Source organism: Janthinobacterium sp. 75, from assembly GCF_004365495.1.
Classification (GTDB): Bacteria; Pseudomonadota; Gammaproteobacteria; order Burkholderiales; family Burkholderiaceae_D; genus Janthinobacterium.
In genome coordinates this window covers 5,105,464-5,126,563 of the sequence record NZ_SORD01000001.1, presented here as the reverse complement: position 1 = coordinate 5,126,563, position 21,100 = coordinate 5,105,464, and the positions used below count along the sequence as shown (strand labels likewise).

At 61.9% G+C, this 21,100-nt stretch carries 25 protein-coding genes; 13 read left to right on the top strand and 12 right to left on the bottom strand.

The window, feature by feature from the left end; all coding sequences use genetic code 11:
- Window positions 1–100 precede the first annotated feature (100 nt).
- Window positions 101–1,210 (top strand): porin, encoded by a 1,110-nt coding sequence (locus tag C8C89_RS23320; protein ID WP_101480350.1) that lies wholly within the window; start codon window positions 101–103, stop codon window positions 1,208–1,210.
- Here the strand turns inward: C8C89_RS23320 and C8C89_RS23315 are convergent.
- The 3 genes from C8C89_RS23315 to C8C89_RS23305 form a co-directional block, all read right to left on the bottom strand.
- Complete coding sequence (locus tag C8C89_RS23315; protein WP_101484432.1) at window positions 1,198–1,776, bottom strand: DUF3617 domain-containing protein; 579 nt, start codon at window positions 1,774–1,776, stop codon at window positions 1,198–1,200. The genes C8C89_RS23320 and C8C89_RS23315 overlap by 13 nt on opposite strands.
- A gap of 67 nt (window positions 1,777–1,843) precedes the next feature.
- Entirely contained in the window at window positions 1,844–3,391 is a 1,548-nt protein-coding gene (locus C8C89_RS23310; RefSeq protein ID WP_101480351.1) for a TerC family protein, read from the bottom strand.
- 84 nt (window positions 3,392–3,475) lie between these two features.
- Window positions 3,476–3,751 (bottom strand): hypothetical protein, encoded by a 276-nt coding sequence (locus C8C89_RS23305; RefSeq protein WP_133992793.1) that lies wholly within the window; start codon window positions 3,749–3,751, stop codon window positions 3,476–3,478.
- A gap of 301 nt (window positions 3,752–4,052) precedes the next feature.
- On the opposite strand from C8C89_RS23305, the gene C8C89_RS23300 reads away from it, so the two are divergent.
- Window positions 4,053–6,899, top strand: coding sequence for a pitrilysin family protein (locus C8C89_RS23300; RefSeq protein ID WP_133992792.1), 2,847 nt, complete (start codon window positions 4,053–4,055; stop codon window positions 6,897–6,899).
- 70 nt (window positions 6,900–6,969) lie between these two features.
- Here C8C89_RS23300 and C8C89_RS23295 read toward each other — a convergent pair whose 3' ends face one another.
- The 4 genes from C8C89_RS23295 to C8C89_RS23280 form a co-directional block, all read right to left on the bottom strand.
- Window positions 6,970–7,653: an OmpA family protein gene (locus C8C89_RS23295; RefSeq protein ID WP_243858203.1), complete on the bottom strand. Its 684-nt coding sequence runs from the start codon at window positions 7,651–7,653 to the stop codon at window positions 6,970–6,972.
- 167 nt (window positions 7,654–7,820) lie between these two features.
- Window positions 7,821–7,967 (bottom strand): lmo0937 family membrane protein, encoded by a 147-nt coding sequence (locus C8C89_RS23290; protein WP_121670992.1) that lies wholly within the window; start codon window positions 7,965–7,967, stop codon window positions 7,821–7,823.
- A gap of 185 nt (window positions 7,968–8,152) precedes the next feature.
- Window positions 8,153–8,398: a hypothetical protein gene (locus C8C89_RS23285; RefSeq protein ID WP_101480354.1), complete on the bottom strand. Its 246-nt coding sequence runs from the start codon at window positions 8,396–8,398 to the stop codon at window positions 8,153–8,155.
- Between the two features lie 165 nt (window positions 8,399–8,563).
- On the bottom strand, window positions 8,564–9,217 hold the full coding sequence (locus tag C8C89_RS23280) for a glycine zipper 2TM domain-containing protein (protein ID WP_133992790.1): 654 nt from the start codon (window positions 9,215–9,217) through the stop codon (window positions 8,564–8,566).
- A gap of 197 nt (window positions 9,218–9,414) precedes the next feature.
- On the opposite strand from C8C89_RS23280, the gene C8C89_RS23275 reads away from it, so the two are divergent.
- A complete protein-coding gene (locus C8C89_RS23275; RefSeq protein ID WP_243858201.1) occupies window positions 9,415–10,170 on the top strand; it encodes a Crp/Fnr family transcriptional regulator in 756 nt (251 codons plus the stop codon).
- Between the two features lie 78 nt (window positions 10,171–10,248).
- On the opposite strand, the gene C8C89_RS23270 is transcribed toward C8C89_RS23275, so the two are convergent.
- Window positions 10,249–10,467, bottom strand: coding sequence for a glycine zipper 2TM domain-containing protein (locus C8C89_RS23270; protein WP_034758955.1), 219 nt, complete (start codon window positions 10,465–10,467; stop codon window positions 10,249–10,251).
- Window positions 10,468–10,641: 174 nt separating this feature from the next.
- Window positions 10,642–12,690 carry an AsmA family protein gene (locus C8C89_RS23265; RefSeq protein WP_133992786.1) on the bottom strand — a complete coding sequence of 683 codons (2,049 nt, stop codon included), beginning with the start codon at window positions 12,688–12,690 and terminating at the stop codon, window positions 10,642–10,644.
- A gap of 268 nt (window positions 12,691–12,958) precedes the next feature.
- Here C8C89_RS23265 and C8C89_RS23260 point away from each other — a divergent pair, with 268 nt between their 5' ends.
- The 7 genes from C8C89_RS23260 to C8C89_RS23230 all read left to right on the top strand — a co-directional run bounded on the left by C8C89_RS23260 (window position 12,959) and on the right by C8C89_RS23230 (window position 17,417).
- Window positions 12,959–13,363 carry a DUF4398 domain-containing protein gene (locus tag C8C89_RS23260; protein WP_101480358.1) on the top strand — a complete coding sequence of 135 codons (405 nt, stop codon included), beginning with the start codon at window positions 12,959–12,961 and terminating at the stop codon, window positions 13,361–13,363.
- Between the two features lie 37 nt (window positions 13,364–13,400).
- Entirely contained in the window at window positions 13,401–14,300 is a 900-nt protein-coding gene (locus C8C89_RS23255) for an OmpA family protein (RefSeq protein WP_101480359.1), read from the top strand.
- 91 nt (window positions 14,301–14,391) lie between these two features.
- On the top strand, window positions 14,392–14,928 hold the full coding sequence (locus tag C8C89_RS23250) for a ferritin-like domain-containing protein (RefSeq protein WP_070304102.1): 537 nt from the start codon (window positions 14,392–14,394) through the stop codon (window positions 14,926–14,928).
- A 58-nt stretch (window positions 14,929–14,986) separates the two neighbouring features.
- Complete coding sequence (locus C8C89_RS23245; protein WP_034786336.1) at window positions 14,987–15,289, top strand: DUF883 family protein; 303 nt, start codon at window positions 14,987–14,989, stop codon at window positions 15,287–15,289.
- 18 nt (window positions 15,290–15,307) lie between these two features.
- Window positions 15,308–15,694: a phage holin family protein gene (locus C8C89_RS23240; protein ID WP_101480360.1), complete on the top strand. Its 387-nt coding sequence runs from the start codon at window positions 15,308–15,310 to the stop codon at window positions 15,692–15,694.
- Between the two features lie 73 nt (window positions 15,695–15,767).
- Window positions 15,768–16,106 carry a hypothetical protein gene (locus tag C8C89_RS23235; RefSeq protein WP_133992784.1) on the top strand — a complete coding sequence of 113 codons (339 nt, stop codon included), beginning with the start codon at window positions 15,768–15,770 and terminating at the stop codon, window positions 16,104–16,106.
- Between the two features lie 156 nt (window positions 16,107–16,262).
- Window positions 16,263–17,417 (top strand): patatin-like phospholipase family protein, encoded by a 1,155-nt coding sequence (locus tag C8C89_RS23230; RefSeq protein ID WP_101480361.1) that lies wholly within the window; start codon window positions 16,263–16,265, stop codon window positions 17,415–17,417.
- Window positions 17,418–17,553: 136 nt separating this feature from the next.
- On the opposite strand, the gene C8C89_RS23225 is transcribed toward C8C89_RS23230, so the two are convergent.
- The 3 genes from C8C89_RS23225 to C8C89_RS23215 all read right to left on the bottom strand — a co-directional run bounded on the left by C8C89_RS23225 (window position 17,554) and on the right by C8C89_RS23215 (window position 18,567).
- Window positions 17,554–17,856, bottom strand: a complete 303-nt coding sequence (locus C8C89_RS23225) for a hypothetical protein (RefSeq protein WP_133992782.1) — start codon at window positions 17,854–17,856, stop codon at window positions 17,554–17,556.
- Between the two features lie 44 nt (window positions 17,857–17,900).
- A complete protein-coding gene (locus C8C89_RS23220; protein WP_010396415.1) occupies window positions 17,901–18,053 on the bottom strand; it encodes a DUF3309 family protein in 153 nt (50 codons plus the stop codon).
- Window positions 18,054–18,120: 67 nt separating this feature from the next.
- Window positions 18,121–18,567 carry a glycine zipper 2TM domain-containing protein gene (locus C8C89_RS23215; protein ID WP_070278587.1) on the bottom strand — a complete coding sequence of 149 codons (447 nt, stop codon included), beginning with the start codon at window positions 18,565–18,567 and terminating at the stop codon, window positions 18,121–18,123.
- A gap of 266 nt (window positions 18,568–18,833) precedes the next feature.
- Between C8C89_RS23215 and C8C89_RS23210 the strand changes: the two genes are divergently transcribed.
- The 3 genes from C8C89_RS23210 (at window position 18,834) to C8C89_RS23200 (ending at window position 21,050) form a co-directional block, all read left to right on the top strand.
- Entirely contained in the window at window positions 18,834–19,388 is a 555-nt protein-coding gene (locus tag C8C89_RS23210) for a hypothetical protein (protein WP_046682431.1), read from the top strand.
- 81 nt (window positions 19,389–19,469) lie between these two features.
- Complete coding sequence (locus tag C8C89_RS23205) at window positions 19,470–19,781, top strand: BON domain-containing protein (protein WP_034786324.1); 312 nt, start codon at window positions 19,470–19,472, stop codon at window positions 19,779–19,781.
- A gap of 177 nt (window positions 19,782–19,958) precedes the next feature.
- Window positions 19,959–21,050, top strand: a complete 1,092-nt coding sequence (locus C8C89_RS23200; protein ID WP_133992780.1) for an AI-2E family transporter — start codon at window positions 19,959–19,961, stop codon at window positions 21,048–21,050.
- Window positions 21,051–21,100 lie beyond the last annotated feature (50 nt).

Below are 21,100 nucleotides of genomic sequence, written 5' to 3'. Positions count from 1 at the left end.
TGGACAAAAAGCGAGGATAAGGTAACACTAAGATCAGACACACAGCGCATGTCCTGATCAATACCGGAAAGTTTCAACTCACGTGACCGAGATATTTATCATGAAGACCTCGTATTTTGCGCTTGCTGTGATAGGGATGGGGCCATTTGCGCTGGGCGCACCGGCCCAGGCTGCCGATGGCGCGGGCAGTGCCGCATCCAGTAACGTTGCCGTGTATGGCGTGCTTGACGCGGGTGTCGTGGCCGAACGGGGCTGTGCAGCCAATTGCGCCGGCACCAAGGTGTCCGGCGGCGCTGCGTCCGGCTCGCGCCTTGGGCTGCAGGGCCGCGAAGCGCTAGGCAATGACGTGTCCGCCGTATTTACCCTGGAAGCGGGCGTGCAGAACGACACGGGCCAGTCGGAAGACGGCCGTCTGTTCGGCCGCCAAGCCTATGTGGGCCTGGACAGCCGCCTGGGCGCGCTGACCCTGGGGCGCCAGTACAACCTGCAATACCTGACCCTGACCGACGTGGCCGACCCGTTCAAGGGCGGCATGGCCGGCAGCGCCAGCAACCTGGCCGGCTACAGTGTGAAACGTTACGACAATACGGTCAAATACGTGACGCCCGCCTTGCGCGGCGTCTCCGCCAGCGCCATCTACAGTTTTGGCGAGTCGCCGTACAGCAGCGCCAACAACCGCGCGTATGGCGCCACCCTGGGCTATTCGGCCGGCGCCGTGAATGTCAGCGTGTCGCACCAGCGCAAGAACAACTTCATCCTCGCTTCCGGTACCTTGCCCGCCATCGACATGTCGTCGCGCAACACCCTGATCGCGGCGAATATCGACCTGAAAGTGGCCACCGCCTTTGTCGCCGTGGGCGTGAACAAGGGCTATGGCAGTTCGCCGTGGGACCCCAGCAATGCGTACAGCTCGCTGGCCCTGTCGATGTCGTCCTCGGACAGCCGCGACACCTTGCTGGGCGTGTCCGTGCCCGTGGGCGGCTTCAAGCTGCTGGCGTCATGGGTGCGCAAGGATGACCGCGACCTGGCCAACCGCGACGCCAGCCAGGTGGCCGTCGGCCTCACGTATTCCCTGTCAAAGCGCAGCGATTTCTACGCGTCCTACGCGAAGATCCACAACAAGAACGGTGCCCGCTACACGGTGGGCAATGCCAGCGACGCGGGACGTGGCGACGCCGCTTTTAATATAGGCTTCCGTCACGGCTTTTGAGCTGCCGTCGTAGCAGGGGCAGGGCAGCTGGCACCCAGCCACTTGCCGTTGCTCGTCACGTTCACCTGTTCCGGCGTGCCGCGCGCGCTGGTCGTCACCGCCAGCTGCATGCTGAAAGCCTGGTCGCCACTGAAGCGTACCTGGCCTTCGCCGCTCGATTTCGGGTTCGCGCAGGTGAACGATATATTCATGCCGCCCGCGATGTCGGTATTCTTCGACTTGCAATCGCCGGGCTGGCCCGTGGGAATCTGCTTGCGCGCAGCCATTTCCGGCGTCACGCACGCCGTCACGCGCACGGCGCCGTCGGCGCCTACGGTGGGCATGGCCATGCCGCGGCTGGCGGCCATGCTTTCGAGCTGCTTGCGTTGATCGGGAGGAAGGTTGCCCAGCTGCTGCAGCACCATGGACATGGCGTTGTCGGTGGCGGCATCGGGCGATGCCATCTTGCTGTCGACTTGCCACAGGCCCGGCTTGATGGCGGTGGATGGCGAGGCGGCCTGGGCGCCGGCCTGGGCGCCGATGGCGGCGCAGGCCAGCAAACTCAGGCGTAGCAGGGAGTGGTTCATGTTGGCATCTCCAAAAAAGGCAGACTCCAGCATACGGCATGGCAAGCGGTGCACGCTTGCCATTGTGTTACAAACTGTGATCGGGCTCGATGCGGCGCACGTCCACGCAGGCGATGCGGCGCTCGTCGGCTTCGACGATTTCATAGCGCAAGTCATCGAGCTCCAGCACCTCGCCCACGGCCGGCATGTTTTCAAAGTGCGCCAGCAGGAAGCCGGCCAGCGAGTTGTACTCGCCGTCGTCGCTGACCAGCGATTCCGTCTCGAAGACTTGCTCCAGGTAATGCAGGTCGGTGGCGCCGTCGATGCGCCAGTGGCCGGGCCCCAGCACTTCCACGTCGGGTAGCTCGTCCTCGTCGGGGAATTCGCCGGCGATGGCTTCCAGGATGTCGATGGGCGTGAGCACGCCTTGCACGGTGCCGAACTCGTCCACCACCAGCACCAGCTGCCCGCGCGAGCGCTTCAGGGTTTCCATGGCTTTCAGTACGCCGGCCGCTTCCGGCACGACGACGGCTTCGCGCATGCTGGCCGGGTCGATCTTGCCATGCGAGACCAGATCCTCGATCAGGTCCTTGCTGCGCGCGATGCCGATCACATTGTCCAGGTCATCATTGCAGACAGGAATCATGCTGTGCGGCGTTTCGCGCAGCAGTTGCAGCATCTTCGCGCTGCTGTCGTTCAGGTTGACCCACGAGACGTCGCCGCGCGGCGTCATCACGGAGCGGATCGAGCGTTCGGCCAGGGTCAGCACGCCGCTGACCATGTTGCGCTCTTCCACGCCAAAGGCGGAGACGTCGGGTATTTCCTTGACTTCATGCTCTTCGACGGCTTCGCGGCCCTTGCGTCCGCCCAGCAGGCTCAGGACGGCTTGCGCCGTGCGGTCGCGCAACGGCGCGTTCGACTGCAGCTTGAGGAAGTTGCGGCGGGCAAGTTGATTGAAGAACTCGATGACGATCGAGAAGCCGATAGCGGCGTACAAGTATCCCTTCGGAATATGGAAGCCCAGGCCTTCGGCCACCAAGGAGAGGCCGATCATCAGCAAGAAGCTCAGGCACAACACCACGACGGTGGGGTGGGCGTTGACGAAGCGTGTCAGCACCTTCGAGGCGAGCATCATGACGACGATGGAAATGACGACGGCCGCCATCATCACGTACAGGTTGTCCACCATGCCGACGGCCGTGATGACGGCGTCGAGCGAGAAGACGGCGTCGAGCACGACGATCTGCGCCACCACCAGGCCGAAGCCGGCGTACACTTTCGGGCCCGTCTGGGCATGGGTGACGCCTTCCAGGCGCTCATGCAACTCGGTGGTGGCCTTGAACAGCAGAAACAGACCGCCGATGAGCAGGATCAGGTCGCGTCCGGAGAACGAGAATGTCCATAGGGAAAACAGAGGCGTGGTCAGTGTCACCAGCCAGGAAATCAGCGAGAGCAGGCCCAGGCGCATGACGAGGGCCAGGGTCAGGCCCAGCACGCGCGCCTTGTCGCGCTGGTGCGGCGGCAGCTTTTCGGCCAGGATGGCGATAAAGATCAGGTTGTCGATACCCAGTACGATTTCCAGTACGACCAGCGTCAGCAGGCCGACCCAGATTGTCGGGTCAAATAACCATTCCATGTGTGTAACCTTGTAAAGTCAATCAATATAAAGCGTGCCCGGCGGCGGATTGCCCCGGGCCTGAATGCGATGCGTGCTGCGGTGTCAGTGGCGGACACGCGGCGGCCGGGTGGCCTGCCGCGCGTCCGCTTCGGCAAGTGCGCCCGGTCCCGCTTGCCAAATGATGGCGCAAAACGGCGCCCCCTGGCGCGAGGGCGGGTACAGCGTGATGGGGTCGTTGTCGCATTCTTCGGCGTCGCAGTTGTCGCCGGGCTGGCCCGCATGGGCGCCGGGGTCAAGGCAATCCGCGACGAAGGCAGGCGTGGCAGTAGTGCCGGCCGCGATTGCATGCTGGAATGGGGAAGGGCTGGCGTAAGCCATGCTGGCGAACGCCTGGGGTAAGGCGATGAAAACAAAAAGGCAGAGCAGGACGAGAGCTCGTCTCATATACAGGCAGATAGTTCTGGAACTGAGGAGTATAACACGGGCAGATAACAGCTCCATGACAGGACTTGCGTAACTGATAAGTATGCCGTAAATTGGGAGGGCAATCATTTCCCTGGGCGGCGAAGACGCAGCGCGGGCCTGTGGCAATTCTTGCGTTTGTATCGCATTGTGCTTACGCATCTTTCGTTTGTGCATCTTTCGCACTTTTATATCGTAGTGTTAATAGGACTCCGACTTGAAACCAATTACCGCTCTCCTGCTTGCCGCCGGCATCCTTTCGCCTTCCTTCATCCTGGCCGCCACCCCTGTGGAAACCGCACCTGCCCAGAAAACCGGCAAGGCTGCACCCAACCGCAGCGCCGCCGTCAAAGTCACCTCCGTCGAAGGCATCACCGAATACCGTCTGGCCAATGGCTTGCGCGTGCTGCTATTCCCCGACGCCAGCAAGCCTACCTTGACCACCAACATCGTCTACCTGGTCGGCTCGCGCCATGAAAACTATGGCGAAACGGGGATGGCCCACTTGCTCGAGCACTTGCTGTTCAAGCCCAGCGCCAACTTCGGCGTCAAGAAGGGCACGAAAACCCCCGTCGAGATCCTGAACTCGACGGGCGCGCAGTTCAACGGCACCACCTGGTACGACCGCACCAATTACTACGCCACCTTCCCCGCCAACGACGACAACCTGCGCCAGATGCTGGCCATGGAAGCGGACCGCATGGTCAACGCGGCCATCGACCAGAACGATCTGTGGAATCCGAAGACGCAGAAGGGTGAAATGACGGTCGTGCGCAACGAGTTCGAGATGGGCGAGAGCGATCCGATCGGCGTGACGAGCGAACGCATCCAGGCCATTGCCTATGATTGGCACAATTACGGCAAGTCGACCATCGGCGCCCGTTCCGACATCGAGCAGGTGAACATTCCCCGCTTGCGCGCCTTTTATCATAAGTACTACCAGCCGGATAATGCCGTGCTGATGGTGGCGGGCCGTTTCGATGAAGCCAAGGTCTTGAAGCAGATCAATGAGCTGTTCGGCAAGATTCCAAAACCGACGCGCGTGATCGAGCCGACCTACACGGCCGAACCGGTGCAAGATGGCGAGCGCGCCGTGACGGTGCGCCGCAGTGGCGGCACGCAATTCGTCGGCGCCGGCTATCACGTGGCGCCGTCCGGCAACCCCGATGCCGTCGCCATCGAGGTGCTGGGCCACGTGCTGACGGATGCTCCTGCCGGCCGTTTGCACAAGGCGCTGGTGGAAACCAAGCTGGCCAGCAAGATCGAATACAACTCGGTGAGCAACCTGGAGCCCGGTTACAACCTGTTTGGCGCGCTGGTGCCACTCGATGGCAACCTTGATGCAGCGCAAGCGGCCATGTTGAAGGTACTGGAAGAGCTGAAATCGCAACCGGTCACGGATGCGGAAGTGGCGCGCGTCAAGCAGCAATTGAACAAGCAGATCGAACTGGCCACCTCGAACACGGCGCGCCTGACGATTGCCCTGACGGAGTCCCTGGCGGCCGGCGACTGGCGTCTGTTCTTCCTGCAGCGCGACCAGCTCGACAAATTGACGACGGCGCAGGTGCAGGCGGCGGCCGAGAAATACCTGAAGAGCTCGAATCGCACCCTGGGCCGCTTCATTCCTACCGATGCGCCGGACCGCACTGTCGTGCCGGCCTACGCCGACGTGGCGCCGCAGCTGGCCGGCTATACGGGCCGCGCTGTGGTGGCGCAAGGCGAAGCGTTCGATCCCAGCCCGGACAATATCGAAGCGCGCACCACGCGCTTCACTTTGCCGAACGGTTTGAAGGGCGCCTTGCTGCCGAAGAAAACCAAGGGCAGCACCGTCAGCGTCGTGCTGAAATTGCAGATCGGCAGCGAAGAGAGCTTGCGCGGCAAGGGGGCAGTGGGCAGTTACACGGCTAATCTGCTGTCGCGCGGCACGGATAAACTGTCGCGCCAGGAAGTGAAGGACAAATTCGACCAGCTGGGCACGCAAGTGGCCATCTCGGGCGGCGCCGAGGGCGTCACGGCAATGCTGACGGGCAAGCGCGAGAACTTGCCGGCCGCCATGGACCTGCTGGCGCAAGTGCTGCAAAAGCCGGCCCTGAACGAAACGGAATTCCTGGAATTGCAGCGCGAACGCGTCGGCCGCGCCGAGCAGGAATTGCCTGAACCGCAACCGCAGGCCGTGAACGCCTTCCGCCGCCTGCTCGATGCCACGCCGCCAGGTCATGTGCGCCATATCGGCACCTTGCCAGAAGAACTGGCGCAATGGAAAGCCATCAAGGTAGCCGATGTGCAAGCCTTCCATGGCGCCTACTATGGCGCATCGAACGCCACCTTTACCGCCGTGGGAGACTTCGACCCTGCCGCGCTGAAGGCGCAAGTGGCCAGCCTGTACGGCAGCTGGAAGGCGAAGCAGCCGTATGTGCGCATTCCTGACGCCGTCAAGCCCGTCAGTGGCGAGAAAGTCACGCTGGAAACGCCGGACAAGGCCAATAGCGTGCTGTTCGCCATCCAGCCGATTCCCCTCAAGGATGACGCCGCCAGCTATCCGGCCTTGCTGATCGCCAATCACATGCTCGGTGGCGGCGCCTTGCGCAGCCGCCTGGCGGACCGCATCCGCCAGAAGGAAGGCCTGTCGTACGGCGTCGGCTCGCAAGTGACCGTGCCATCGCGCGAGCCGGCCGGCTTCTGGATGGCGTATGCCATCAGCGCGCCGCAAAACACGGTCAAGGTGGAAGCGGCCCTGCGCGAGGAAATCGCCAAGGTGCTGGCTGACGGCTTTACGCAAGAGGAATTGGTCGAGGCGAAGAAAGGCTGGCTGCAATCGGAAGAAGTGGGCCGCACGCAAGACAGTGGCCTGGCGCGTGGTCTGGCCGAATACCTGGCGCAAGACCGTACCATGGCTTACGACAAGGACCTGGAAGCGAAAGTGGCAGCATTGACCCTGGCGCAAGTGAACCAGGGCTTGCGCGAGTACCTGAAGCCATCGGCCATCTCGATCGTGACGGCCGGCGATTTTGCCAAGGTGGCGAAAGAGGGTGAGAGCGGCGCGAAGGCAACGACGTCGAAATAAGCTGTTTTACAGACAAAAAACCCGCCGGCAATGACCTTGCCGGCGGGTTTTTTTATTGATGCGTGTCAGCTTAGCGTGGTGCCATTTCGGCTACGTAGATTTCCACGCGGCGGTTGCGTGCGCGTCCCGAGGCATCGGCGTTCGAGGCGATAGGCTCGCGGGCGCCGCGGCCTTCCGTGACGACGCGGGTCGGCGAGACGCCGCGCATGGACAGGTAGTCGCGTGTGTGAGCCGCGCGTTCCACCGACAGCGGTTCGTTGATGGAAGCGCTGCCCGTGCTGTCCGTATGGCCGATGATACTGACCGTGGTGTTCTGGTTTTCGTTCAGGGTGGCGGCAAAACGGTCGAGAATGGGGCGGAAGTTGCCCTTGATGTCGGCGCGGTTGGTGTCGAAGGAAATGTCGCTTGGAATTTCCATTTTCAAGCGGTTATCGGCCGTCTGCGACACTTGCACACCAGTACCCTGTGTAGCTTGTTCCATCGCGCGCTTCTGGTTTTCCATGCGGTTCGACCAGATATTGCCGATGACGGCGCCCGCTGCCGCGCCGATCAGGGCGCCGCCAGCCGTGCGGCCGCCGCTGCCGCCACCGGTGGTGCCGCCGATCAAGGCGCCCAGGCCTGCGCCCACGCCTGCGCCCGTGGCCGTGCCACGTTGTGTGGCGGACATATCCGCGCAGCCGCTAGCGGCCAGTGCGATAACCAGCATGCCGATCAGGGATTTGGCGCCAGGGCCTTTTTTGAATGTTTCTTTCATGGATTTTCTCCTTGTGTTGTTATTGGGACATACCCAGGAATTACCTGCACACGTTACTGCAAAATGCCGCGGCTTGCCAGCGTGTGCACACTGTACATAAAAGGCGACAAAAAGGCGGCGCCCGTTTGCACGTGCGCCGCCCTGTCACCCTGCGCTAACGGCCTGGGCTATAAGCCGCGCCCGCTGATCAGGCGCAACAGGATCATGATGACCGCCACCACCAGCAGAATGTGGATGAAGCCACCGATGGTGTAGGAAGTTACCAGGCCTAGCAGCCAAAGAATAATGAGTACGACGGCGATTGTATACAGCATGATATGTCCTCCGAGAGTAATGTGTGGATAACGGCGACTGCCTTGGCCTTGTGAGGCGCTGGCGTCTGGCGCTGTCATCGGCTTTTTGTCATTGCGCGGCGACTGGGTCGCTGAACGCTGATGCCATGACTCAGTGTCTACTTTGTTTCCCTTGTGTTCTGTACGCTGTCGTACACAAGGATCAACTATTGGGGCCGGTCGGCGTGTTCGTCTGCCATGCCCGGTATCCAGGCCAACATGCCGGCCATGCCGACGGCGCCCGCCAGGCAACTGACCATGCCGCCCGTCAGCAGCAGCATGACGCCGAACACGGGCGCGCTTGCTTGCAATTGCGCCAGGTCCAAGGCGCAGAAGCCCAGCGCGGTGGCCAGGATGCCGCCACCGATAAAGCCGAGCCAGATCCGGTTGGCGCCTGTCTTGTCGTTTTTCATCGCATCTCCTTGAAGATATCCGTTGAGCTTTCCTGAGTGCATCATCTCGCGGGACGGCAAGCTCATCTGTACGCCAACGAACATGGCCAAAAAGAAAACGCCCGGACAGGCCGGGCGTGTGTGTAATGTGCCACATTGTCGGGCGGCGCGCTGGCCGCCGACCGCTTAGCCGATGGCGCGCAGGCCGCCATTGACGACGCGCACGCGGTCGCCCTGGCGCCAGTTCGGCGCGGCGCTCTGGTGTACGGTGCGCGTCTTGCCGTTGTCGAGGCGCACGACGATGTTGTAGCTGCGCGTGGCGCGCACGCTGCCTTCGATCTGGTTGCCAGCCACGGCGCCGCCAACAGCGCCCAGCACGGTGGCCAGCTGCTTGCCATGGCCGCCGCCCACCTGGTTGCCCAGCAAGCCGCCAACGACGGCGCCGCCGGCCGCACCCACGCCGCTGCCTTCGGCGCGCGTATTGACTTCATGGATGGCCTCGATCACGCCGCAATTGCCGCACACCTGCGGCGCCGGGGCTGCCGCGTATTGCTGCTGTGGTTGCTGTTGGGGCTGCGGCTTGCGCACGGGTTCCTGCTGTTGCTGCGGCGGCAGGGCAGCCAGCGCTTGCGCGCCGGCAGGCTGCAAGTTCGTTTGTGGCTGGTTCGCCTGCAGGCTGGCCAGCTGTTCCGCCGAAGTGCTGGCCGCCAGTGGCTGGGCATCGCGCTGCGAAGAGGGCAGCCAGCCCATCAGGGCCGCCGTGCCCACGCCGCAAAACAGCAGGACGGCGACGGCGGCGGCAAGCACCAGCGGATGAAGGGATTTGGTGGTGGTGGTCATGGAGAGCTCCTTGGTTTTTTTAAATAATGAAATGGGTAGTGCGTGTTATCCGTGCATGCAGCCAGTGTGCTGTGCTGCGTGCCCCGCTTCCGTGCGTCACCGTACATACAGGGACGGTACTGCACCGTAGGCTAAGTAAAAATTATGTCGAGTTGTAACGACACCAAGGAAAAGCAATGCCACCAAGGAACGCCAGCATGACCCTGTCCCGCGACACAGGCCGATCCGGCCTGGGCACGCCTGCGGGCACGCTTGACGCTGGCAACCGTTTGCTGGCCAGCCTGCCCGAGCCCGACTTGCGGCACCTGACGGCGCTGTTCGATACGGTCACGGTCGAGGTGGGCGAGGTGCTCTACGAACCGGGCCAGCCTATTGGCCACATCTATTTCCCCAGCGACTGCCTGATCTCGCTGCTGGCCGTGGCGGAAGGCCGGATGACCCTGGAAGTGGGCTCCGTCGGCCGCGAAGGCGTGCTGGGCGCTTCCGTCGCGCTGGGCCATGACTTGGCGCAGGTGCGTGCCGTGGTGCAACGTTCCGGCAGGGCCAGCCGCATCGGCCGGGCCGAGTTCTGCGCCGAGTTCGCCCAGCTCGATTCCCTGCAGCGCCTGCTGTATCGCTATACGGACACCTTGCTGGCGCAAGCCATCCAGATTGCCGTGTGCAGCCGCTTTCACGTACTTGAGGCGCGTCTGGCCCGTTCGCTGCTGATCACGCGCGACCGCCTGCAGTCGGAAAAATTTCACCTGACGCATGAATTCCTTGCCCATACCCTGGGCGTGAGGCGGGTTGGCGTGACCAAGGCGGCCAGCGCGCTGCAACAGCAAAAACTGATTACCTACAGCCGCGGCAATATCGAAATCCTCGATTCGGCCGGCCTGGAAGCCGTCTCCTGCCGTTGCTACGCGCTGGTCAAGGACAGCGGCGCCATCGGCATGGCCAACGTCTTCGTCTGATTTTCCTCATCCTCGTGCCGCAGACGCAAAAAAGCGGGGCGGGCGCCTGGGCACCCACCCCGCTTTCTTGATCTGCGATTACTTCGGCTTGACCTGGTTACCGATCACGCCGCCGACGGCGGCGCCGCCGACTGCGCCGACGGCGCTGCCGCCCGTCAGCACGGAACCGGCAACGGCGCCGACACCGGCGCCGATGGCCGTGTTTTTATCCTGGCCCGACATGTTGGCGCAAGCGGTCAAGCTCAGCAGCAGAGCTGCAACGGAAGTGGTAGCGGCGATTTTTTTAATGATTTGCATGATAGTTCTCCTATGAATTCGGACCTCGTGGCGCCGGCTTGGTAGTGGCCGGTGGAATTTCGTATCGCCACGTGTTCAGGCACGATCACAGAATAGGATTGTGACAAGGCAGGGTCTGTTCGGCAACGCACATAGGGGTGTAACAATTGTAAATGCCCCCGGTTGTCGTACCGTTCAGCGGCTTTTGCCCGCTGTCCTGCCTGGTTTTGGCGCCACCGGCTTGACGCGCGCCTGGGCCAGCAGGCTTGCACATTCGCTGTCCTCGCCGGGACCGGTATTGACCAAGGGCAGCAGGGCGGCCACGGGCGCCACCACGGCCAGCGCCAGGGCGCCGCCGGCGCGCAGGGCCAGCACACCCTTGTCGACGCTCACGTCGGGCTTGCTGAAAGTTCCCTGCACATACAGGGGCGAACGTAGCGAAAAGACGCGCAAGCCCTTGCTGTCCGGCTGCAGAGTCAGGTTCAGCTGCTCATTGGCCAGGTTCACCGTGCCATCGACATGCAGCAGGGCATCGTCCGTGTCGACGATGAACTGGCGCGTGCGCATCATGCCCTTGGTGACGACGAAATCGGCGGCCATGCAGTTCAGCTTGACCTGCTTGTCGCCCACCAGCTTGGTCAGCACAATACTGCCGATATTCAATCCCATTTCTTCCAGTAGCAGCTTGCTGATGCTGCCCCGGTTGATCAGCGCCCGCACTTCGCCATTCGAACTGCCCAGCAGGCTGGCGACGGAATTGCCCGTGGCCGACAGCGAAGCATCGCCATTGATTTCACCCATGCTCGCTTGCAGCGCCGGCAGGCGGGGAAACAGTTGCTGGATGTGCAGATGGCGGGCACTGGCCTTGAGCTCGGCCGCGATGCCGTTGGCAATGACCTTGCCGCTGCCGTCGAGCTTGATCTGCGAGCTCAGCGTGCCGCCCGCCACATTGAAGTTGAGCGGCGTCAAGGACAGCACGCCATCCGTCAGCACCACATGCGTGTCGAGCTTGCTGATCGGCAACTCGGCATCGCGCGTGATTTTATCGGCCGTGTAGCGCACGTCGGCGTCCAGGCTGGTCCAGCGTTCCGTCTTGAATGTTTCTACCGGCAGCACGCGGCCGGCCGGCTGCGTCGACGGCACGCCCCGCTCCTTCTTGCTGGCGCTGGAATCGGCACCCACCAGCGGGCCAAGGTCGGAAAACTGCAGCAGGCGCGAGTGCACTTCGCCCGTCAGGCGCTTGCGCGGCGTGTTGGCCGAAAACGCCAGCTTGCCGCTAATGTCGCTCGACCCCACCTTGCCGCTGAACTTGTCGTAGACCCATTCGCCGCCGCGGGGCGCCAGGGTGCCGGTCAAATGGCCTTCCGTGCTGAAGTGCGGCGTTTCCGGCAGCAACACGCCCGTCAATGGATACAGGCGCGCCATGCTGGGCCCGGATATTTTCAGGCGCACGTCGAGCGCGGCAAGGTCTGCCGGGCGCGTCAGCGTGCCTTCGATGGCCACGCTGCTGCCGCTCGCGCGCATGTCGGCCTGGATGGGGAAGGGTGTGCCTTGCTGCTGCAGCGACAGCACGCTGCCCGCCTTGCCGCCGCCCTGGATGTTTTCGCCACGGTATTTGCCGGCCAGCTTCCAGGCGATGCCGTAGCGCGCATCGTCCGCGATGGTGTCGACATCGGCGCGCATCGCCGTGTGCGTGACGGCATCGTCCAGCGTCACAGTGCCCTTGCTGAAGACCACGCTTTGCAGTTCCAGCTGCCACGGCGATGGCTGCTCCTGCTTGTCGAAGGTCCAGTTGTTTTTGCCATCTTTGTTGCGCAGCAGGCGCACCTGCGGCGTGTCGAAGCGCAATTGCGGGATGATGATTTTCTTGTCCAGCAGGGCCAGGGGATTGAGCGTAAACGCCAGCTGGCTCACGCTGGCCAGTGGCGCCTGCTCATCCGCCGCTGCCATGGTACTCGGGTTGCCCAGGCGTACGTCTTGCGCCTGCAAGTGCGGCCACGGCAGGTAGGTGCGCCAGCTTTGTTGCCCCGCGGCGGGTGGCTGCTGCCACGTCAGCGACAGGTCGCCCGCGATGGCGAAGGGCCGGCCCAGCGCTTCGCTGGCGCGCGCATTGAGCCAGGGCTTGGCGCGGTTCCAGTCCATATTGAGCAGGACGACGGCGGCCGTGACGGGCAGGGCGACCAGCACGGCGGCGCTGGCGAGGGCGATTTTCTGGCGGCGCGAGAGAGAGATAGAACGTGGCATAGGGTGTGGGGTAAGAAGTGTTTCTTTCTGAACAGAAGCACGATGCTACAGGAATCGCTTAAAAACCGGGCCCGTTTCAGGTTTTGCTGTCGCAGGCGTGCGCTGGCGCACGTTGCCCATGCAAGTATTGTCGATTTCTTACTCTATGTGCGGCACCGAACGGATATGCGGTGAGCCGGAGCCTATAACGTCATACATCAAACGCAGTTCCTGATTCCAGATGCATTGACATCACCCCTCACGCTTAACATTCTCCAGGAGAAGAAAAATGACAAACCGAGATTTCAAGATTTCCCCGCTGGCCGCTTTCGCCGCATGTGCCACAGCCGTCGTCCTGATGACGGGCTGTTCCAGCATGAAAACGCCTGCCACGGCCGACGTCGCCGTGTCGCGCGCCGCCGTCGATAACGCTGCCAGCGCCGGCGCCGCCGAACTGGCTCCCGATGAAATGCGTTCGGCCCGCGAAAAAATGCGCATGGCCAACCAAGCCTTGAAAGACCGCGACTACAAGACGGCACGCGACCTGGCCGACCAGGCGCAAGCCGATGCCAAGCTGGCGCAAAGCAAGGCCAACTCGGCCAAGGCCACCAGCGCCGCCGATGAAATCAACGAGAACATCCGCGTCATGCGCGAAGAGCTCGATCGTGCCAACCAGCAAGCCCCAAAACAATAATTAATCAATAACTAATAACAATAACCAGGACCCCATCATGAAAAAAACTACTTACACCACACTTCCCGGCCTGTTGGCCATGGCCGCTTTTGTAGCCGCCTGCAGCTCCGCACCGACCACCACCAGCCTGCTCGACCAGACGCGTGGCGACTACATGGCGGCGCAATCGAACCCTATCGTGTCGACCTATGCGCCACGTGAATTCCGCGAAGCGAGCGCTGCGCTGGAAGCGGCGAACGCGGCTGCCACGCGCCAGGAAGATAGCGAAAAAGTCGACAAGCTGGCCTACCTGGCCAAGCAAAAGATAGCCACGGCGCAAGAAGTCGCCAAGCAGAAGGCAGCTGAGGCGGATATCGCCAACGCCGGCAAGCAGCGTGACCAATTGCGCCTTGATGCGCGCACGCAGCAGGCTGACCAGGCCACGGCCCGCGCCCAGGCGGCGCAAGCCGATGCGGAAGCAGCCAAGGCCCAGGCGCAATCGGCCGAAGCGTCGGCGCGTGACGCCACCGCCCGCGCCGCCGCGCTGGAAGTGCAGCTGGCCGACCTGGCCGCCAAGAAAACCGAACGCGGCATGGTGATCACCCTGGGCGACGTGCTGTTTGGCACGGACAAGGCGAACCTGACGGCCGATGGCGCGAATACGGCGCGCAAGCTGGCCGACGTGCTGAAAAACAACCCGCAGCGCACCGTGCTGATCGAAGGCTTTACGGATAGCACAGGCGGTTCCGCGCACAACCTGGAATTGTCGCAGCGCCGCGCCGAATCCGTGCGCAATGCGCTGCTGGAGCAAGGCATCAGCCGCGACCGCATCGCCACGAAAGGCTACGGCGCCGCGTATCCGGCCGCCGGCAATGACAGCGCGGCGAATCGCCAGCTGAATCGCCGGGTGGAAATCGTTCTGTCGGAAGATAACACGGCGATTCCCGCCCGCCGATAGTATTGGGTCGCCGCCGAGTGCGGCAGTACCCAGGCAGCACCGGCCGCAGGTCGGCCGGTGGATACCCATGCAAGACTTGAAAGGAAACATCATGACACCAACATCTGTTGAGATTCCAGCTGGCATCGATACGGCCGCCATCCGAGCTGCCGCCAAAAACCTGGACGACGGCGCCGTGACGGCCGGCTACCAAGCCGACCGTGAGGAGTTGATCACCCTGTTGAATGGGGCGCTGGCCACCGAACTGGTGTGCATTGCGCGCTATAAACGCCATTACTACACTGTGAGCGGGCGCGACAATGGCAGTATCAAGGCCGAGTTCCTCGAGCATGCGCAGCAGGAGCAGGAACACGCCGATTGGCTGGCCGAACGCATCGTCCAATTGAATGGCAAGCCAGATTTTAATCCTGCAACATTGCTTGCGCGTAGTCATGCCGAGTATGATGACTCTGAAGACGTGCAGAGCATGGTGCGTGCCAATTTGATCGCGGAACGGGTAGCAATCGAGTCGTATCGCCAGATGATCGTGAAAATTGGCGACAAAGACCCGACCACACGCCATTTGTTGATCAAAATCATGGCTGTCGAGGAAGAGCACGCCGATGATATGCGCGATCTAATGGAATAGTGTTTTTGAGTAAAGTAGGTATAGTAACTACATTCATCCACAGCTAAGGAGCTAAACCATGTTGGAAAACAATATCACCACCGTCAATAACGATGTCAAAACCCTGGTCAAGGATGCGCAAGCCCTGTTCAGCGCCGCTGCCGCCCTGACCGGCGAAAAAGCCGATGAAGTGCGCGTCAAGGGTATGAAAACCCTGGACGCCGCGCTGGCCAAGGCGCATGAGGCGCAAGCATCGGCCATCGTTGCGACCAAGCAGCTCGCCTCCCAGGCTGACGGTTATGTCAAGGAAAACCCATGGCGCACGGTGGCCGTCGCCGCTGGCGTCGGCGTGCTGGTCGGCTTCATCCTGGGCCGCAAGTAATCCACTGTCAGGAGCGATATGGACAAGTCTGCTTCGTCTCACCAGGGGCCGGGATTGATCGGCTCGGTCGCCGGCCTGGCCAAGAACGCCGTCGGACTGATGTTGTCGCGGCTGGAACTGGCCACCATCGAACTGTCGGAAGTGCGCAATCACATGCTGCAGCTGGTGGTCATTTTCGCGCTGGCGACGGTGGCGGGCTTGTTTGCCATCGCTTACGGCAGCGTGCTGATCGTTTTCCTGGCCTGGGATAGCCTGGGCTGGAAGATCCTGGCGATCATGACGGTCGTGTTCGTACTGCTGGCTATCGCGCTGGTCACGTATGCGCGCGCCATGCTGCGTCAAGGAAAGTTGTCCATGCCCGCCACCATGGCGGAATTGAAGGCCGACCGCGACATGCTGATGTAAGCTGCTGGCGGGAACCAGCCGGACCTGTGCCGGCGGGTCTCGCCATGTCCAGCCTGCCTTACGAGGAGAATTCATGTCGGAACACGACAAACTGGCGGCGCAAGCCGCCCGCAAGCGCCTGCTGATCGCCCAGGGCGAAATGTACCGCGTGGGCATCGTGCATGCGCGCGCCAACGTGGGTTATGCATTGCGTCCCGAATCGCTGCTGCAGGGCGTGGTCGAGACGGCCGTCGGCTTTGCCGGCCACCGCGTCGAATCCTTGCTGGCGCCTGGTGGCATGCGCTTGCAAGGCGCCATGCCCTACGTGCTGACGGCGCTATCGTTTATCGGACGCAAGAAGCTGGTCAAGCCGGCCCTGGTCCTCTTGGCCGTGGCCGCCGTTGCCGCCAGCTGGCTGCGCCGCAAGCGCTGACGCTGGAATTGCCTGGAACGCCGTCATCGACGGCGTTTTTTTTTGCCCGTACACAAGGTCCGCCACATGCCGATGCAAGCGCGGACGCAAGCGCGGGGACAATCCCTTACAATGATTCACGCCGCATTTCCCGCGGCAAACAGAGGGACCATCTTGATGACGCATACGAAGACACCGATCAATCAGTTAAATCCCTCGCGCCTGCGCATCGTGCTGGTGCTACAGGGCGGCGGCGCACTGGGCGCCTACCAGGCCGGCGTCTACCACGCGCTGCACGAACATGGCCTGGCGCCCGACTGGGTGGTGGGCACTTCGATCGGCGCCATCAATGCCGCCATTTTGGCCGGCAACAAGCACGAGGACAGGCTGGTGCGCTTGAAACAGTTCTGGCAGCGCGTGGCGCACCGCGACAGCATCGACATGAACCTCGTGTCAGACCAGCAGCGCCGCTCGAACATCTGGCTGGCCACGCTCGATACGGTGCTGCGCGGCGTGCCCGGCTTCTTCAAGCCGCGCGCCTTCAGCCTGTTTTCCGCAGGAATCGCCGTCAAGCCGGAAGAAGCGAGTTTTTATGACACCAGCGAACTGGCCAGCACCCTCGATGAACTGGTCGATTTCGATTACCTGAACCAGCCGGGCGGCATGCGCCTGACGGTCAACGCCCTGCGCGTCAAATGCGGCAGCCTCACCAGTTTCGACAGCCTGCAACAGCCGCTGACGGCGGAGCATATCCGCGCCAGTGGCGCCTTGCCGCCTGGCTTTGCCGGCGTGCGCGTCGATGGCGACCTGTACTGGGATGGCGGCCTGTATTCGAATACGCCGCTGGAAACCGTGCTCGACGACACGCCCCACGTCGACACCCTGGTCTTCATGGTCGACCTGTGGAGTTCGGAAGGCCCGGAACCGACCACACTGGATGAAGTGCAGACGCGGCAAAAAGATGTGACCTTCGCTTCGCGGTCGAAGCGGCATATCGCCGATTATGTCAGTACGCACACCTTGCAGCGCAAATTGCGCGAACTGTACGCCAAGCTGCCTGATACGGCGCACAACCGCCAGCAGACGGAAGAACTGGTAGCGCTGGGCTGCGACAGCACCATGCACATCGTGCGCCTGCCATATGCGGGGCGCGACTGGCATATGGCGGCCAAGGACATCAATTTCTCCAGGGGCTCCATCGAGTGGCGCTGGGAGCAGGGCTACCAGGATGGCTTGCGCGCGATCAAGGCGGCCGGCTGGCTCGCTTTTGTCACGCAAGACACGCCACTCGTGGTGCACGAGTTGCCCCCGTACGAACGCGACGCCGTTTAGTGACGCCTGTCAAAACCTGCTGCGTGTCGGTATAGGCGGCCTGCGATGCGCACCGTACCTTCGTGCGGTGGCGCTTCCTGGCCACCTCTCCCTTCCGCTGGCGACGGTTTTGTCAGACGTCGCAATAATGTGTTCATCACTGCGGATGGGCCGCTACGCGCAGTTTTTCCGCGTTCGCCATGTCTTGCCGGTAAGTGTCTTGCGCATCCTTCAGGCAAGTGGCCTGCGTGGCAGACGGTTCCAGACGGCAGGCTTTTTTTGCCTCCGCCAGGGCGGCGGCAATCTCCTTGCGCAAGGTGCGCAGCTGGGCTTGCACCGTGCTGTCTTCCTGGTACCAGCGTTGCGGGTCGCCCGGCTGTGGCATGGCTGTCTGGGCCAGCGCCAGTGGGGCCAGGCTACAGGCGAACAGGACGCTCAATAGGGTGTTGTGGGTAGTCATGATCTTTCCTCCTCAAAATAAGAAAGGCGCCGCAGCGCCTTTTTTTACAACCTGCCTGTCAGTAATAGCAGGATCAGTATCACGACGACCAGGCCGGCGATGCCGCTGGGGCCGTAACCCCAGTTGCGGCTATGCGGCCAGGTAGGCAGGACGCCGACCAGGGCCAGGATCAAGATGATCAGAATGATGGTGCCCATGGCAACTCCTTGTTATCGTACGATGTATGCGGGATGGCGGACGCCTGCTGGCAAGCTCCGCCGAGAATTAATAGCGGTAGACGCGGCCATCAACGACGCGCACGCGGTTGCCTGGGCGCAAGTCATTCGCATTGTCCTGCACCACGGTGCGGTATTCGCCGTTGTCGAGGCGCACGCTGATCTGGTAGGCCTGCGCTTGCTGCCTGCGGCCTTCCACCTGGTTGCCGACCACGCCGCCGGCAACGGCGCCCGCGACGGTGGCGGCCGTGCGTCCACCGCCCGAGCCTATGGTATTGCCCAGCAGGGCGCCGGCAATGCCGCCGACCACGGCGCCGGCGCCACTGGTTTGACCGCCACCCTGCACGATCTGGATGGAATCGACGGTGCCATACATGGCGGACTCAGGCTGGTTGGCCGGATAATATTGTTGTGACTGGGAAGGGCCGGTGGCGCAACCGCTCAGTACGGCGGTGGCAGCGAGCATCAGTGCAGCCAAGGTGGCATTGGTTTTCATTTTATTCTCCTGACGAGGTGAGGGTGTAGTGCCATCTTAGTCATGCCCCTGTCCCCGGTCTGTACGCTGCCGCACGCACTTATTTCGTGTCGAAATGATATTTTTTCCCCCGTGCGATTCACCAAAACGTTGTTATTTATCCCAGTCTGCCTCCAAGTTCTAAAATAAATTACTTGTGTACGGCAGCGTACAGAAGAGAGGCGACGATCCACGTAAAACGGTAGTCATGCCAAGCAGACATGCTTGTCACCACCAGGGAGAAATACATGAATAAAAATAAGCTTTTCACCGCCATCGTTGTCAGCCTGGCGTGCGCCGCCTGGGGCGGCCAGGCAGTGGCCGCCACGCCGGAAGCGAAAGCAGCCTACAAGGCGGCCAATGAACAGGCTGGCCTGAATTACAAGCTTGCACATGCGGAATGCGAAAAAATCACGGGCAACCCGAAGGATGTCTGCATCGCCGAAGCGAAGGCCGTGCGCACTTACGATGAAGCAGTGGCGCAGGCCCAATATACGAATACCCTGCGTGCCTACACCAAGGCGCGCATCAAGATTGCCGATGCCAATTACGACGTCGACCTGGCCCGCTGCAATGCGCTGACGGGCAACGACAAGGATGTCTGCGTCAAGCTGGCCAAGTCCACCAAGGTGGCGGCCCTGGCCGACGCCAAGGCGGACAAGAAAGTCATCGAAGCGCGCAGCGATGCGCGTGAAGCAAAAAGAAAAGCCGAGTACAAGGTCGCTACAGAAAAATGCGATGCATTAGCCGGCGCAGCCAAGGATGACTGTATCAAGGCTGCAAAAACCCAGTTTGGCTACTGAACGCCATTTGGCGCGCAGTCACCACACTGGTATAAGAAGCTCATTGTGAGCACATTGATTGACCACTCCTAAGGAAAAACCATGAAATTTACTAAATCTATCGCTACTGGCCTTTTCGTCGCTTCCCTGTTCGCTGTTGCAGGTTGCGCTTCGACGCCAACCAAAGAAGGCACGGGCGAGTACATCGACGACGCGGCCATCACCACCAAAGTGAAAGCCAGCATCTTCAATGAGCCTACCCTGAAATCGACGGAAATCAACGTTGAAACCTTCAAGGGTGTGGTTCAGCTGAGCGGCTTCGTTGCCCAGCCAGCAGATGCCGCCAAAGCGGGCGAAATTACCCGTGGCGTCAAGGGCGTGAAGTCGGTGAAAAACGACATCCGCGTCAAGTAATGGCATGACCTGCCGCAGTGCCCGGCTCCACGGCTGGCACTGCGGCCCTCCACCGACCGTCGCGGGAATCGCATGCATATCCAGCCTTCAGATACCCCGCCCGAGCCGGTGGTGGCTGCCTCCACCGAGCCTGCCGGGCCACCCTCAGGTATGCCCACAGAGCACCTGGACCCATCCTTGCGCCTGCCTCTGCATGTCAATGCGCGAGGCCTGGCCCTGGGCATCATCGCTACTGTCAGCTTCATCTATGCGCTGCAGTGGGCGCAGAAATTCCTCATTCCCGTCATCTTCGGCATTTTTATTGCCTACACCCTCAATCCCGTCGTCGGCTGGCTGGAAAAGCTGCGCCTGCCGCGCGCCATCGGCGCCACGGCCGTCACGGCCCTGATACTGTTCGGCTCCATCGTCGTGGTCGAGCGCGTGCAGGGCGAATTTGAATCCATCGTTGAAGAGTTGCCAGCCGCCACGCACAAGCTGTCGCGCCTGATTGCCGCCAGTACGGGCGGCAAGAACAGCACCTTCCAGAAGATGCAGGCCGTCGCCAATGAAATCGAGCAAGTGGCCGCCGGCGCCGAAGCGCGCCGCAACAACCGCCGCGCCGCCGCTGCCGAGGCACCCAATTTCAAGATCATGGACTGGGTCTGGGCCGGTTCGCTGGGCCTGGTGGGCTTCCTCAGCCAGGCGACCATGGTCATCTTTCTCGTGTTTTTCCTGCTGCTGTCGGGCGATACCTTCAAGCGCAAGCTCGTCAAGCTAACGGGACCGTCGCTGAGCCGCAAGAAGGTCACCGTGCACATCCTGGAAGACATCAACAGCTCGATTCAGAACTATATGTTCATGCTGCTCGTCACGAATGGCTTGCTGGCCGTCCTGATGTGGATCGCCTTGCGCGTGATCGGCCTGGAAAATGCGGGCGCCTGGGCCATCGTGGCCGGCTTGCTGCACATCATGCCGTATTTCGGCCCCTTGCTTATCACCATCGCCACGGGGCTGGTGGCTTTTTTGCAGTTCGAATCGCTGCAAATGGTCTTGCTGGTGACGGGTACTTCGATGGCCATCGCCACCCTGGTCGGCACCTTTGTTACCACCTGGATGACGGGGCGTATTGCCCGCATGAATCCCACTGCCGTCTTCATCAGCCTGCTGTTCTGGGGCTGGCTGTGGGGCGTCTGGGGCTTGCTGCTGGGCGTGCCCATCATCGTCATCGTGAAGGTGGTGGCCGAGCGCGTGCAGGGCATGGAAGTGGTGGCGGAACTGCTGGGCGAATAGCTTGCCTCAGCGCCAAAGCCAACGGCGCCCGCGGGCGCCGTTGTTGCATC